We start from the raw sequence: 13,933 nt of genomic DNA, 5'->3' as shown, positions 1-13,933 counted from the left end.
GTCCACGAGCGGTCGAGCGCCCGTTCGAGCCGGTCCATCACCTCGTCCCGCGACCAGAAATATTGCTGCAGGTCCTGGACCCATTCGAAATAGCTGACGATCACCCCGCCGGCGTTGCACAGGACGTCCGGGATGACGAAGATGCCGTCGTTGCGCTCGGCGAGCACCCGGTCGGCCTCGGGCGTGGTCGGGCCGTTGGCGCCCTCCGCGAGGATCCGGCAGCGCAGGCGCCGCGCCAGATCGGCGTCGATGACCCGCTCGACCGCGCAGGGCGCGAGCACGTCGCAGGACTGCTCGAGCAGCGCGCGCGGGTCGATGGCCGCCTCGGTCGACCAGCCGGCGAGGCTCCCCGCGCGCGCGACGTGGTTCACGAGTTCCCGGGCGACGAGGCCCTTGGGGTCGTAGTAGGCGGCGGTGTGGTCGCTGACCCCGACGATCCTGACCCCGCGCGCCTCGAGCCCCATGGCCGCATGCGAGCCGACGTTGCCGAAGCCCTGGACGATCGCGGTCGCGCCGACCGGATCGATCCCCAGGGACTGCATGGCGAGAAAGGTGAGGAAGGCGACGCCGTGGCCGGTCGCCTCGCGCCGCCCGAGCGTGCCGCCGGTGCCGACCGGCTTGCCGGTGACGATCTCGGGCACGGTGACGCCCTGGTACATGGAATAGGTGTCCATGAACCAGGCCATCACCTGCTCGTTGGTGCCCATGTCCGGCGCCATGACGTCGACCCGCGGTCCGACGAACGGGATCATCTCCTGCATGTAGCGGCGCGACAGGTTCTCGAGTTCGCGGTGCGACAGCGCGTGCGGATCGACCGTCACGCCGCCCTTGGCGCCGCCGTAGGGCAGATCGACGAGCGCGCATTTCCAGCTCATCCACATCGCGAGCGCCGCGATCTCGCCGATGTCGACCTTGGCGGAGAAGCGCGTTCCGCCCTTGGCCGGGCCGAGCGTGAGATGGTGCTGGACGCGATAGCCGGTGAAGACCCGGGTGCGCCCGTTGTCCATGTGGATCGGGCAGGAGACGACGATGGCCCGCTTGGGGAACAAAAGCCGGTCGCGCTCGTCCTCGGGGATCGCGAGGTGGTCGGCGATGACGTGGAACTGCTCGCGGGCCATGGCGAACACCGGGCCGGAGTACAGGTGCTTCATGCGGCGGTCTCCCGAACGGCGGCGCGACGATCGACGCCTCCGGCCCGCAAACGGGCGCCTCGACAGGGTAAATATTGAAACGGCGCGAAATTGCGGATGCGCGCTCGCGGGTGCCGCCGAGGAGATCGGCCGCTACCCTTTCGCCTTCCAAAAATCGGCCTGCAAGGCCGCCGCCTCGTCCTCGAGCAGCGGCCCGACGACTTCGGTCGGGCGCTGGCCCGCCTTGAAGACGATCTCGCACGGCAGGTCGAGCGTCGGGTTCTCCTCGTGCGACCCGGTCTCGGCCTTCAGCGCCTTCTCGGTCTGGCCATAGACGACGCGGCCGATCCCGGCCCAGTAGATCGCGCCGGCGCACATCGCACAGGGCTCGGCGGAGGTAAAGAGCGTGCATCGCGAGAGAAACGCGAGATCGTAGGCGCGGGCGGCGCGCGAGGCGAGGAGGCGCTCGGCGTGGGCGGTGCGGTCGCGTCCCTCGCTCGAATAGCCGTTGCCCTGCTCCATCAGCAAGTTCCCGTCGCCGTCGGCGAGGACCGAGCCGAACGGATGGTCGCCGCCGTCGCGGGAGCGTCTGGCGACGTCGAAAGCCTTGCGCAGGAGGGTTTCGTCGTAGGGGCGAACGGGCATCGTCAGGGAAACTCCTTCATCCTCGCGGTCAAAATTAAACGCTTCGCGTCAAACGGATAGGGTCATTTTGGGGTTAGCTTCGCTGCGATAACGCCGAATTGGACGACGGGAATGCGCGGGGAGCGGCCATTCCGCCGCGGCCAGGCTGAAAGTTCACGTCGACCCAATGCGCCCTTATACCGGACCGTCGAAGTTTACTCTGACGGTCTGAATCGTTTCACGTGAATACGAGCGGATTTGGCCGGGCCTTTGTGTTAGACTTCATGGCGGAGGTTCGGCATGACGAAGGCCCGGAAGAACGCGGCGATTCTGTCGGCTATAGTCCCGCCTGTGACACATCCATGACGAGAAATTCGGCTTCGAACAAAATGCGTTCAAGCTATCGCCTAGCCTTGTATTCATAAAAAAAACTCCTAAATTACGTTTGTAGTTCGAACGATAAACGTTCGAAGTTACATTTATTGCTTTGGAAATTGGCGATGAGCGCACAACATCCGACCGAAAATCTCACAATTCATCACAAAGTCAAGGACGACCCGACTTGGCGCAAGGGCTACGACGAACGCGAGACGAGCCGCGTGGCCGCGGGCATAGCCAATGGCAAGGTTTTTCGCGGCGCAGAAGACCTGAATGACGTCCGGATCCTTCAGGATGTCGCCGACATGGGGAGGGCGCGCGCGTGGCTCACCGGAGAGGATCTGAAGGCCGCAATGCAAAAGGCCGGCGTCGTCGGCCCGAAGCTTTCACGTCTCGGTCTGAGCAGTCGCTAGTGCACGATTCCAAGAAGGCGAATGCCGACTCTCCACCACGCAGGCGAATAGTGAATATCCACAGTCGCTTCGGGTCAAGAAGCTTTAGCGCCAGGCGTCCGCGCTACGCTTGGCGCTCACTACGAGCCCATAAGGCGCGGCCAAGAGACTGGCGACCAGTTTTGCCCTCGTCGCCGCTTTCGCCGCCGCCCGGACGATTATCGACTCAACGGCTCGCGTCAGGACGCCCAACGTGGGTTGGCTCGCGCCTACCCCAATACGGTCAAGCAGGAAACAGACCATGGACACCACGGAGCGGATGATTCGCGAACATGCCTATCAGCTGTGGGACAGCGCGGGCAGGCCCGATGGACGCAGCGAGGAATACTGGTTCGCCGCAAAATCTAAAATCGAACGCAAAGAGGAGACGCGTGAGCGAAAGCTCGGCGGCCCCGTCCGCCGATCTGCGGATGTTCGTTGTGAAACGGCCGCGGATTGGGCGAAGAGACAGCGGGACCCGAACGTCTGACCCCATGCGCCGCGGCCTGTTTCTGAGGAGATTGGCAGATGCTTTTGTTTCTGGAACGGGGCCGTCAAAGGGCGAGGTGGATCGAAACGGAGGCGGAATCGCTGATCCAACATCTCGGGCCCGGCGCGTTCAATGCGGCCGACAGGATGGAGCGCGAGGCGAATGACTTCTCTTCAGCTCGATATTGGCGCTCGGTCAGGAAAGCGATCGCGCGCGAGACGAAAGTTGAGGTGTACCGGCTCAGGGTTGCGCCACCTGAGCCCCGGGCGTCCGCCAGACGAGCCATAAGCGGCCTGGACCCCTGTAAGGGGACGCCCGTGACCGGCCAAGACATCGAACCCGCCGCTGTCCTACTCAAGACAGGCGCTCGTTATTCCGAAGCCGATCTTGCTGACGCGATCACCGCCGCGATGGGGCACACAGGGGCCTGAAAAGACCTAGGTCGCTCTACCTACCGCCGCGCGCCGAACGACTCCCTGTCCCTGCCCCATATACGCCAGCGCCTACTCTCCGGCCGCCCTCGGGCAGAACGCGCTGCAACGCCAAACCGATCAACCCGCCGCCAACACGGCCGCCGCGACCGCGAACCCGAACTTTTCCGCGTCCATGATCGCCCCTTCGACGGCCGGACGGCATAACCGTCCCTCTTGCGCCAGAGCCCCGCAACGGCCGATCGGGCTTTGCGCGGTGCCAACGAATTCGTCACATCCGCCTATTTCTTGTGCATCGTTACGGCAACGTGGCGACCTATTCATTTGACACACGCCCGCGCCGCGATAGGTTCCTTGGCGGCGCGGACGGCTGCGACAAAGGTTCGGACGGCGTTTGGCGAGCCCGCGCGAAGCGGAGCAAACGCCGCTTGTCGGCGCCGATCTTGCGTCCGTCGAATCCGGGCGGCTCGGGCGGGCTTCCGTTGGGAAAGCGAGGGGATGTGGAGGTGAAGGTTGAGGCTCCCCCGCGTCTGGAGCTCATCGGCGTCAGCAAGTCGTTCCCCGGCGTGCGCGCCAACGACAACGTCAACCTGAAGGTTAGGCCGGGAGAGATCCACGCGCTGCTCGGGGAAAACGGCGCCGGCAAGTCCACCCTCGTCAAGATGATCTACGGCGTTCTGGCGCCTGACGAGGGCCGGATCCTGTTCGACGGGGCGTCGACGCGCATCTCCAATCCGCGCGCCGCCCGCCGGCTCGGCATCGGCATGGTGTTCCAGCATTTCTCGCTGTTCGAAGCGCTGACGGTGCTGGACAACATCGCCCTCGGCCTCGATGCGCGCCTTTCGCCGCGCGAACTGCTCGCCGAATTCAACCAGGTGCTCGACGCCTACCGCCTCAAGCTCGATCCGCGCCGGATCGTTTCGACGCTCAGCGTCGGCGAGCGGCAGCGCATCGAGATCGTGCGAGCGCTGCTGCTCGATCCGCGCCTCCTGATCATGGACGAGCCGACCTCCGTCCTGACGCCGCAGGAGGTCGAGCAACTGTTCGAGACGCTGCGCCGCCTCTCGGCAAGCGGCTGCTCCATTCTCTACATCTCGCACAAGCTGCATGAGATCATCGCTCTCTGCGACACGGCGACGATCCTGCGCGGCGGCAAGGTGGTCGGAACCGCCGACCCGCGCCATGAGACGTCGCGTTCGATGGCCGAGATGATGATCGGCGGGAATCTCAAGGAGATCTCCAAGCCGGCGGAGCGCGCTTTCGGCCCACCCAAGCTTGAGACGCAAAACCTCAGCCTTCCGAAGCCAACCGAATTCGGCGTCGCGCTGAAGGACGTGACGCTCTGCGTGCGCGCGGGCGAGATTTTTGGCGTGGCGGGCGTCGCCGGCAACGGGCAGAACGAACTCCTCTCCGCCTTGAGCGGCGAGACGCTTGCGGCGAGCTCGGAGGCCGTGATTCTGTCGGGCGAGGCGGTCGGTCAGCTCGGCGTGACCGACCGCCGCGGCCTCGGCCTCTGCGCCGTCCCGGAAGAGCGCCACGGCCACGCCGCCGTGGGCGAGTTCTCGCTCACCGATAACGCCTCGCTCACCGGGCGCGACCGCATGGCGTTCGTCAGCTTCGGCCTGATCGACCCTGGCAAGGCGACCAACTACGCCGCCGAAGTCATCGGCGCCTTCACCGTCAAGGCGACCGGACCGGGTGCTCTCGCAGGGTCGCTGTCGGGCGGCAATTTGCAGAAGTTCATCATGGGGCGCGAAATCCTCCAGCGCCCCGAGGCGCTGGTCGTGTGCCAGCCGACCTGGGGGGTCGACGCCGGCGCTGCCGCGGCCATCCATCAGGCGATCGTCGATCTCGCCACGCGCGGCTCGGCGGTGCTCGTCATTTCACAAGACCTCGACGAGCTGTTGTCTCTGTGCGACACGATCGCCGTCATCAACCTCGGCAGGCTGTCGGCGCCGATGAAAGTCGGGGAGGCTTCCATCGAGGAGATTGGCCTGCTCATGGGCGGTGTGCACGGCGATCCGTCGGCGACCGAGGAGATCACGGAGCAGCTGCATGCGCATCCGGCTTGAGAAGCGCCTGACGCCCAGTCGCTTCATGCTGGTCGCGACTCCGGTCGCCTCGGTGCTGCTGACGATGCTGCTCGGGGCGATCATCTTCGAACTGCTCGGCTTTGACGGGCTGGACGCGATCTACCAGACTTTCATCACCCCGATTGTCGCGCCGTACAAATGGGTGGACGTCCTGACCAAGGCCGCGCCGCTAATCATCATTGCGCTGGGCTTATCTCTCGGCAACCAGGCCAAGATCTGGAACATCGGCGCGGAGGGCCAGTATGTCATCGGGGCGCTAACCGGAGCGGGCGTCGCCTTCGCCCTGCCCGACGCGCCTGCCTTCATCGCGGTTCCCGTCATGATCGCGGCGGGCATTCTCGGCGGCATGGCCTGGGCCGCCGTGCCGGCGCTTCTGAAGACGCGGTTTCACGTCTCGGAAGTGCTGTCCACCCTGATGCTCGTCTATGTCGCGATGCAGGTGCTGAACTACCTGATCGGCGGCCCGTGGAAGGACCCGAACGGGCACAACTTCCCCCAGACGCCGCCGTTCACTCCGGCGCAGACATTGCCCAACGTCATCCCCGGCACAGTCGTCCCTCCGGGCTTCGTCGTCGCTATCGCGCTGACCCTGATCTTCTGGCTCCTCCAAGCGCGGTCGGTGTACGGCTTCTCGGTGCGCACGGTCGGTGCCGCGCCGAGCGCCGCGCGCTACGGCGGCTTCGACGCCTCGCGCACGGTGTGGTCGACCTTGATGATCAGCGGCGGCATGGCCGGCCTCGCCGGCATCCTCGAGGCGATGAGCCAGCTCGGCCAGATCAACCTCGGTTTCCCCTCCGGCTACGGCTTCACCGCCATCATCGTCTCGTTCCTCGGCCGGCTGCATCCGATCGGCGTCTTCCTCGCCGGGCTGATCCTCGCCGTCACCTATGTCGGCGGACAGGTCGCCCAGACGGTGGTTCATGTGCCCGAGGCGACCGCCGGCATCTTCCAGGCGACCATGCTGTTCTTCATCCTGGCAAGCGACATCCTCGTCCGCTATCGGCTGCGAATCGTCCGCGACGCGCCGCGCGCCGCAGGCGCGGGAGCGCCGGCGTGACCCTCGACTTCATCATCGACGCCATCGTCACCGTCATCGGCGTCACGACGCCGATCCTTCTCGCGGCGACCGGGGAGCTCATCGTCGAGAAGAGCGGCGTGCTCAACCTCGGAGTCGAGGGGATGATGCTGGTCGGCGCGGTGACCGGCTTTGCGGTCACCCTGAATTCCGGCGACGCGCTGGGCGACTGGGCGCCCTGGGTTGGCGTCGTAGCCGCCGCGGTCGCCGGCGCGGCGTCCTCCATGCTGTTTGCGTTTCTGGTGCTGACGCTCGCCTCCAATCAGGTCGCCACCGGCCTCGCGCTGGCGATATTCGGCATCGGCCTGTCGTCGCTGGTCGGCGCCGGCTATGTCGGGATGGTGATCCCGCCCTTCAATCAGGTCTTCCCCGACTGGCTGGCGACGGACCCGATCGGACGCGTCGTCTTCGGCTATAGCCCGCTGGTCTATTTCGCGTTGATCATGGTGTTCGCCGTCGGCTGGTTCATGAACCGCACCCGCGCCGGGCTGATCCTGCGCGCCGTCGGCGAGAACGACATCTCCGCCCATTCGATCGGCTACCCGGTGATCGCGATCCGCTACGCCGCCGTCGCTTTCGGCGGCGCGCTCGCCGGAATAGGCGGTTCGTATTTCTCGATGGTCATCACGCCGATGTGGGCCGAACAGATGACGGCGGGGCGCGGCTGGATCGCGCTCGCCCTCGTCGTCTTTTCCGGCTGGCGCGCCGGGCGCCTGCTGGTCGGCGCCTATTTCTTCGGAATCCTGATGACGCTCGAGCTCTACGCCAAGGCGTCCGGCTATTCGTTCCTGCCGTCGCAGTTCTGGGCCGCCATGCCCTACATCATGGCCGTGGCCGTGCTCGCGGTCATGTCGGCCCGCGGCGTAACGGGCAGCGAGGCCCCGGCCTGCCTCGGCAGGCCGTTCATGCCGAACAGTTGATCATCATGTCACGCATAAGAAGGAGAACGACATGAGTCTGGTGACACGACGCAATTTCTTGCAGACCGCCGCCGCCGCGGGGCTCGCCTTGCCGGCGCTGGGACGCGCCGCATACGCCGGCGAGCCGCTAAAGATCGGCTACATCTATCTCGGCCCAATCGGCGACTACGGCTGGACCTGGGCGCACAACAAGGGCCGGCTCGCGCTCGACGCGGCGCTGAAGGGCCAGGTCGTCACGTCCTATGTCGAGAACGTGAAGGAGGACGCCAGCGCGATTCCGATCCTGAAAGACCTCGCGCAGCAAGGCAACAAACTCATTTTCACGACCTCGTACGGCTACATGGACCAGACGATCGAGGTCGCCAAGCAGTTCCCCGAGGTGAAGTTCGAGCACTGCACCGGCTACAAGCATGCCGACAACGTCGGCACCTACAACTCCCGCTTCCATCAGGGCCGCGCCGTCGAAGGGACGATCGCGGGCCTGATGACCAAGTCGAACACGATCGGCTATCTCGGCTCCTACAAGGTGCCCGAGGTCGTGCTCGGCGTGAACGCCTACACGCTCGCCGCGCAGGCGGTGAACCCGAACATCAAGACGAAGCTCGTCATGATCGACTCGTGGTTCGATCCAGCCAAGGAAGCCGCCGCTGTCCAGACGCTGATCAACCTCGGCTGCGACGTCGTCGCCCAGCACACCGACAGCCCGGCGGGCCTGCAGGTCTGCGAACAGCGCAAGGCGTGGTGCTTCGGCCAGGGCGCCGACATGAAAAAGTTCGCGCCCAAGACGCAGCTCACCGCGATCATGGACATCTGGGGCCCCTATTACATCTCCCGCGCTCAGACGATGCTCGACGGAAGCTGGAAGCCGGACGACGCCTGGTGGGGCATGAAGGAAGGCACCGTCGTCATCTCGCCCTACAGCTCCGCCGTGCCGGACAACGTGAAGGCGGCCGCGGACAAGGTGATCGCCGGCTGGAAGGACGGCAGCTACGACGTCTTCACCGGCGAGATCAAGGACCAGGCGGGAACGGTGAAGGTCCCCAAGGGCTCGCGCATGGAGGACAAGGACCTCGCGGTGATCGACTGGTACGTCCAGGGCGTGCAGAGCTGAGCGGCGCGGTTTCGCGCGTCCGTCACGGCGCGGACGTGGCTTGAAAGGACGGGAGAGGGCCACCCCTCTCCCGTTTTGCTGTTCCTGAAGCGCCACCGTTCAGGTCACGCGCTTCCAGAGGCCCCCGGCCCGCTCCAGCGTCGCGCCCTTGCCGCCAGTCTTCCGGCCTTGCAACTCGGTCAGATAGAAGCCCTCGATCTCCGCGAGATTGCTGAGCTCGCGGACCGTCGTCCCGTCCGGGAAGAACGCGTAGACGGTCTCGTCGGTGTGGGCGCTGTATTTTTCGTGATCGGCGTGGAGGATCATCGGCCGCCCGATCCGCTTGTTGATGAAGGTCTGGACGTCCAGGAGCTCCTTCGAGCGGAAGTGTTTGAAGCCGAGCATCTCGTCCTTCACCAGAAGCGTTTCGCCGGGCATGTCGGCGCGAACGATTGCATAGAGATCGTAGTCGCCGTGGACATAGGTCGCGGCCGAAACGAGCGACGAGGACGAGAACAGCACGCAGCCGTATCGCGGGCTCTCGGGGTCGAGTTGCACGCCGTAGACCTTTCCGCCCGGGAAGTAGGTCAGGGCCCGGCGGCCGTCCTGCCAGAAGCTGCGGCAGACAAGCGGCTCGAACTCGGTCCACTCGCGGAGCGCCTTCTGGAACTTGTCCCCGTCGAAGGCCAGCGGCCCGACGATGTTCGGATCGGCGACGAGGCCGGCAATTTCGCGCATCCTGCCCTGCACGACGACAGACTTGTCGGCCGTCTTGGCCTTGCAGTCGAACCGCTTGGCCGAAAAGCCCGCCATGCCGATATAGGAAAGCGACGCCGCATTGGTCGCCCGCACGAGAATATAGACCCGGAAATGCTTGGCCGCCGCGCCGAAGATATGCATGTCCGAGCTTCGGATTCCGGAGAAGTACATCGCGCCCTGCCAGCTGTCGGGTCGGGCCCTTCCACAAGGATTGAGCGGAATGTGATCCGGATCGGGAACGGGTGCAAGGCGGAAGGCCAGAGCAAGAGATGGCCTTCGCCTCGAGTGGGCATAACGCCGGGGCGGCGAGCCCCTCACATGATCTCGACGATGTCCGCCCTGTCTCGCAGCCGGGCCTTGGCCGCGTCGACGACGTGGCGATGGTGGGTGAACAGGATCGTCTGCACGCGGTTGCCGATTGCGGCCAGCGCTTCGAGCCCGGCCCCGGTTCGCTCGTCGTCGAAACTCGCGAAGATGTCGTCGCCGACGAACGGCGGCGCCTCGGAGCGCGCGGCGTAGTTCTCGATCACGGCGAGGCGCAGAGCGAAATAGAGCTGGTCGCGCGTGCCTTCGCTCAGGGCCTTGACCCGCACGCTTTCGCCGTTTCGGCGCATCCCGACGAGCTGCAGTTCGTCGTCGTCGCCGAAAGCCTGATCGAGTCCGGCGAAAGCGCCGCCGGTCAAGAGCGCGAAGATCGCGCCCGCGCGCGTCATCAGCGGATCACGGCGCGCTGCGCGATGGCGATCCAGCGCGGCGCCGAGAAGGGCGGACGAAGCCTTCAGCACCGCCCATCGCCGCGCCGTCTCCACGAGCTCCGCTTCGGCGTTGCGGCGCTGCTGCCAGGCCTCTTCGGCGCCGATTCCTCCCTCAAGCTCCTCGCGCTGCTGCAGAAGCAGGGCGCGTTGCGCGCGCTGGTCATTGTCGAGCCGTTCGCGCTCATCGTTCTCGCGTTCGAGCTCGCCGATGCGCGCAGCGGCTGCGTCCGGGTCGAACCCCTGCATCTCCTCCACGAGCCGCGTCTCATCCACGCCGTCCGCGAGATCGGAGAGATGGCGCCGGTTCTGGCGCAGGGCCTCCGCCAGGTCCGCGCGCTCACGCTCTCGCGCGATCAGGACGGTGGGATCGCTGTCCGGAGGAAGCAACGCGGTCGCTTGCGCGAGCACGGCGTCGGCGCGCGTCCGCCGGTCGCAGGCTTCGCCGAGCGCCCGCCGCGCGGACTCGATGGACCGCGCCGCCTCGATCCGCTGCGCCTCGGCCTTGCGGGCCGACGAAAGGCGCTCGTTCAGACGGCGCGCCATCGCGTCCGCCGGCAGGTCCGCGGCCTCGGGCGCGCAGCGCGCGGCGAGCGCGCCTGCCTTGGCCTCGAAGGCCTCCATGTTCCGTTTCATCCCCGCGACGCGGCGCGCGCGGTCGCGCTGGTTTTCCCCGTCCCGCATCGCCTTGTCCCACACGTCGAGGGCGGCTTCGACCGCCTCGATCGAGGCGCCGGCGGCGACGCCCGTCTCGACCAGAGCGGCGTCGGCGCGCGCCCGCCAAAAAGCCGTGCGCGTCGCGGCCTCGGCCTCGTCCCGCGTCGCCTCTGCGAGGCTCCGGCAAGCCTCGGCGTAGCGAGCCTCCATGTCGCGCGAAGCGTGGTAGGCTTTGGCGACCTCCTCCAGCCGCCGCTCGATCCGGTCCGCCAGCCGCGCGATATCGAGGCCCTCGATCGGATTGAGGCCGATGTCCCTGGCGAGCGTCAGCAGCATCGGAGCGGTCGCCTCGAGCTCTCGCGTCTCGGCGTCGAGCGCGATCTTACGCGCAAGCAGCCGGTCGCGGGCGCCGAGCGCCTCCGTGACGCGGGCGATCCAGTCCCGCATCGTCGCGGGGGGCCTCGGGCGCGCGCAGACGCCCCGCCACAGCTCGGCCCAGGCGCGCTCGATTTCGCCCCGCTTCGCCTCCTCCTGCGCCTCGCCGCCTTGAGCGAGCGCATAGGCGCGCGTCTGCTCGTCGAGGCGCTGGGTCTCGAGCGCATGCTTGGCGAGGCGTCCGGCGTCGGAGAGCGCCTCGTCGGCCAACCGGTCGGCCTCCGCGGTCAGCCGCTCGAAGCCCTGGGCCTGATCGGACAGCATTTCCGCTGTCGCGCCCGTCTCGCCGAGCAGCGCGGCGCGAAGCGGACGCCAGGCCTCGTCGCGCTCGTCTCGCGCCTCCTCGATCCGGATCGCGGTTGCGAGCGGGCGCCCGGCGGCCAACGCCGCCAGACGCGCGGTCGTCTCCGCCATGTCCTTCTCGACTGCCTCCCGCTTCTGCGCGGCGGCGCGGGCGTTCTCCGCAGCCGCCTCGAAAGCCCGCTCGAATCGGGCGATGTCCTCTTCCCGCGGCAGCGGCCGGCCCGTGAGCGCTTCGAGGTTTTCAACCGGCGGATCGAGTCGCGCGATCGTCTCGGCCTGCCTTCGCGCCTCGTCGGCAAGGTCGACGCCGTCCTTGTGGACCTCGCGTGCGCGTTCAGCGACCTTGCCGAGCGCCGAGAAGGCTTCCCTCGGGGAGGAGGGATCCACGGCAACTGGCCGCGCTTCCCGCTCCCGCCGCAGCGTCTCGACCGCCTTTCGCTCCCGGACGAGACGTTGCGTCTGGGCCTCGGCGTCCGACTGAATCTTTCGGCCCTCAACGATGAGCGCGCGCAGCGCAGCGAGCGCGGCGGCAGTCGGACGGCGCGCCTCCAGGGCGTTTGCATCGGGAAGGCCGAGCGCGCGGGCGTGGCCCTCCAGCGCGGCCGCGAACTGATCGGCTTCGAACTGGACTCGCGGCAGGTCCCGCTTCTCGGCGGCGTACGCGCCGCTCTCCTTGAACAGGTCCTCGATCGCCGACGCCTCCGCGAGCGAAGCCGGGTCGCGCAAAAGTCTGGCGGCGTCTTCGACGCGGCGCCGCTCCTCTCCTTCCGCCCGCTCCACCGCTTCGGCGGCGGCGCGCTGCTCCTGGAGCGCCGCTGCCACAGTGTCCGCCTGCCCGGGGGCGAAGGGCGGAAGGTCGGCGAAGCCCGCGAGCCGCCGCTCGGCCTCGGCGATCTCTTTCACTACCGGGGCCGTCCGCTTGAGCCGCGCCACCCGCGCCCGCTCGACCTCGCTCGAGCGGCGCTCCGCGCGAAGCGTTGCGAGTTTTGCGTCGAGCGCGTCGATGTCGGCGTTGAGACGACGCCAGCCGTCGACCCTGAGCTCCTTCGTCTCGATCGCCTTGCGCGCCGCCGAATGTCTTTCGAGAGCCTGGTAGAAGCGCCGGTGGGCCGCCTTCCGGTCGCCGAAGATTCCGTCCGCCTCCGCTTCGAGGGCGGTGCGCAACTCGAGCAGATTGCGCAAGCCCGACGCCGCTTCGAGCAGCGTGGCGCCAACATCGCCATCCGCCTTGAGCATCGCCTCTCCGCCCTCCCGCAACGCGGCGGGGTCGAGGCCGAAAGAGCGGCGAAACGCGTCCTCGCCGACGCCGCCGAGCATGGGTTCGAGCGCGTCATCGGGCAGCATGGCGCCGTCCTCGCCTTGCAGCGTGTTCTTCCGCCCCTTGCGCCGCCGAACGGCAAGCACGCTGCCGTCCGATGCGCAGATTTCGGCGCCGATCCGCAACTCCTGGCCGGGATAGCGAAACGCGTAGGACGTGCGGTCCGGAACGCCGTAGAGCAAAGCGCCGACCGCGGCCAGCGCCGTCGACTTTCCCGCCTCGTTCGGCCCATAAACGACATGCAGTTTTGCGTCCGAGCGGAACCGCAGGCGGAGGTTGTCGAAAGCGCCGAATTTCTCGAGCTCGAGCGTCCGGAGCTTCATCGCAGTCAGCCTATCTCGGCGCGGGAGAGCGTCAGCGCGCGCGCCTCCGCGAGCACGGACTCGAGGTCGAGCGTCGCGGCGGGATCATCGACCATCCCGCCCGGCAGTCTCGCGCGGACCGTCCCGATGAGCGCCTCGAGCGCCGCGCGCAGGGCGGGATCGTCTGCGCTCTCGCTGAGCGCGGCCGAAAGGTCGAGCCCAGCGAGCGCCGCCTCGTTGATCCGGCGCGAGGGCGCGGTGGTGCCGACACGAAGCCTTTCGAGCCACACGTCATCGCCGCAGCGCTGCGCCGCCGCCTCGGTCTTGTCGCGCAGGTCCGGGTCGGCGAGGAGGCGCGCATGCAGCGGCGCGGCGCCGGCGAAAGACACGCGCACCGCGAGCATGCGCCCTTCAGCGGCGTCAGCGTGCAGGCGCACCGCCGCTTCGACGGCGCGCATCAGAGACGCCTCCTCGTCGTGCGCCTCCGCGTCGACGACCACTTCGGCCCAACGGGCGCGGTCCGTCGAAACGCGTCTGATCGCCTCGACCCGGCCGTCGGAGACGTCGACGAAGACCGCGCCTTTTTCCCCACATTCGCGTACGCTGCGTCCCTGAAGGTTGCCGGGGTAGACGATCCACGGATCGCGCGAGACGATCTCGAAGGCGTGCACATGGCCGAGCGCCCAGTAATCGTAACCTCGCGCAGCCAGTTCGGCGGCCGTGCAGGGCGCGTAGTTTTCGTGGC

At 67.2% G+C, this 13,933-nt stretch carries 10 protein-coding genes and 1 pseudogene; 6 read left to right on the top strand and 5 right to left on the bottom strand.

The window, feature by feature from the left end; genetic code table 11:
• Together ACLP25_RS18945 and ACLP25_RS18940 are read right to left on the bottom strand one after the other, a co-directional pair.
• A partial coding sequence (locus ACLP25_RS18945; protein WP_442470717.1) for a Glu/Leu/Phe/Val family dehydrogenase occupies positions 1-1,151 on the bottom strand: 1,151 nt, incomplete at its 3' end.
• 132 nt (positions 1,152-1,283) lie between these two features.
• Complete coding sequence (locus ACLP25_RS18940) at positions 1,284-1,775, bottom strand: nucleoside deaminase (RefSeq protein ID WP_442470716.1); 492 nt, start codon at positions 1,773-1,775, stop codon at positions 1,284-1,286.
• 479 nt (positions 1,776-2,254) lie between these two features.
• Here ACLP25_RS18940 and ACLP25_RS18935 point away from each other — a divergent pair, with 479 nt between their 5' ends.
• From ACLP25_RS18935 to ACLP25_RS18910, 6 genes are all read left to right on the top strand, one after another.
• Positions 2,255-2,545, top strand: a complete 291-nt coding sequence (locus ACLP25_RS18935) for a hypothetical protein (protein ID WP_442470715.1) — start codon at positions 2,255-2,257, stop codon at positions 2,543-2,545.
• Positions 2,546-2,825: 280 nt separating this feature from the next.
• Entirely contained in the window at positions 2,826-3,053 is a 228-nt protein-coding gene (locus ACLP25_RS18930; protein WP_442470714.1) for a DUF2934 domain-containing protein, read from the top strand.
• Between the two features lie 937 nt (positions 3,054-3,990).
• On the top strand, positions 3,991-5,556 hold the full coding sequence (locus ACLP25_RS18925; protein WP_442470713.1) for an ABC transporter ATP-binding protein: 1,566 nt from the start codon (positions 3,991-3,993) through the stop codon (positions 5,554-5,556).
• Complete coding sequence (locus tag ACLP25_RS18920; protein ID WP_442470712.1) at positions 5,540-6,634, top strand: ABC transporter permease; 1,095 nt, start codon at positions 5,540-5,542, stop codon at positions 6,632-6,634. Before ACLP25_RS18925 ends, ACLP25_RS18920 begins: the two co-directional genes overlap by 17 nt.
• Complete coding sequence (locus ACLP25_RS18915; RefSeq protein WP_442470711.1) at positions 6,631-7,572, top strand: ABC transporter permease; 942 nt, start codon at positions 6,631-6,633, stop codon at positions 7,570-7,572. Before ACLP25_RS18920 ends, ACLP25_RS18915 begins: the two co-directional genes overlap by 4 nt.
• A gap of 31 nt (positions 7,573-7,603) precedes the next feature.
• Positions 7,604-8,683, top strand: coding sequence for a BMP family ABC transporter substrate-binding protein (locus tag ACLP25_RS18910; RefSeq protein ID WP_442470710.1), 1,080 nt, complete (start codon positions 7,604-7,606; stop codon positions 8,681-8,683).
• 99 nt (positions 8,684-8,782) lie between these two features.
• Here ACLP25_RS18910 and ACLP25_RS18905 read toward each other — a convergent pair whose 3' ends face one another.
• From ACLP25_RS18905 to ACLP25_RS18895, 3 genes and pseudogenes are all read right to left on the bottom strand, one after another.
• Positions 8,783-9,562 carry a hypothetical protein gene (locus tag ACLP25_RS18905; RefSeq protein WP_442470709.1) on the bottom strand — a complete coding sequence of 260 codons (780 nt, stop codon included), beginning with the start codon at positions 9,560-9,562 and terminating at the stop codon, positions 8,783-8,785.
• Positions 9,563-9,735: 173 nt separating this feature from the next.
• Complete coding sequence (locus ACLP25_RS18900) at positions 9,736-13,209, bottom strand: AAA family ATPase (RefSeq protein WP_442470708.1); 3,474 nt, start codon at positions 13,207-13,209, stop codon at positions 9,736-9,738.
• Positions 13,210-13,214: 5 nt separating this feature from the next.
• Positions 13,215-13,933: pseudogene (locus ACLP25_RS18895) on the bottom strand (metallophosphoesterase family protein); the annotation flags it as partial.

Source organism: Roseiarcus sp. (assembly GCF_052145395.1).
In the GTDB taxonomy this organism is placed as follows: Bacteria; Pseudomonadota; Alphaproteobacteria; order Rhizobiales; family Beijerinckiaceae; genus Roseiarcus.
This window is presented reverse-complemented; position numbering and strand designations above follow the sequence as displayed.

Bases quoted from the DNA above. Each gene is read 5' to 3' on its own strand.
- ACLP25_RS18935 (WP_442470715.1), top strand. From the start codon at position 2,255: ATGAGCGCACAACATCCGACCGAAAATCTCACAATTCATCACAAAGTC.
- ACLP25_RS18905 (WP_442470709.1), bottom strand. From the start codon at position 9,562: ATGCATATCTTCGGCGCGGCGGCCAAGCATTTCCGGGTCTATATTCTC.
- ACLP25_RS18940 (WP_442470716.1), bottom strand. From the start codon at position 1,775: ATGCCCGTTCGCCCCTACGACGAAACCCTCCTGCGCAAGGCTTTCGAC.
- ACLP25_RS18900 (WP_442470708.1), bottom strand. From the start codon at position 13,209: ATGAAGCTCCGGACGCTCGAGCTCGAGAAATTCGGCGCTTTCGACAAC.
- ACLP25_RS18910 (WP_442470710.1), top strand. From the start codon at position 7,604: ATGAGTCTGGTGACACGACGCAATTTCTTGCAGACCGCCGCCGCCGCG.
- ACLP25_RS18920 (WP_442470712.1), top strand. From the start codon at position 5,540: ATGCGCATCCGGCTTGAGAAGCGCCTGACGCCCAGTCGCTTCATGCTG.
- ACLP25_RS18930 (WP_442470714.1), top strand. From the start codon at position 2,826: ATGGACACCACGGAGCGGATGATTCGCGAACATGCCTATCAGCTGTGG.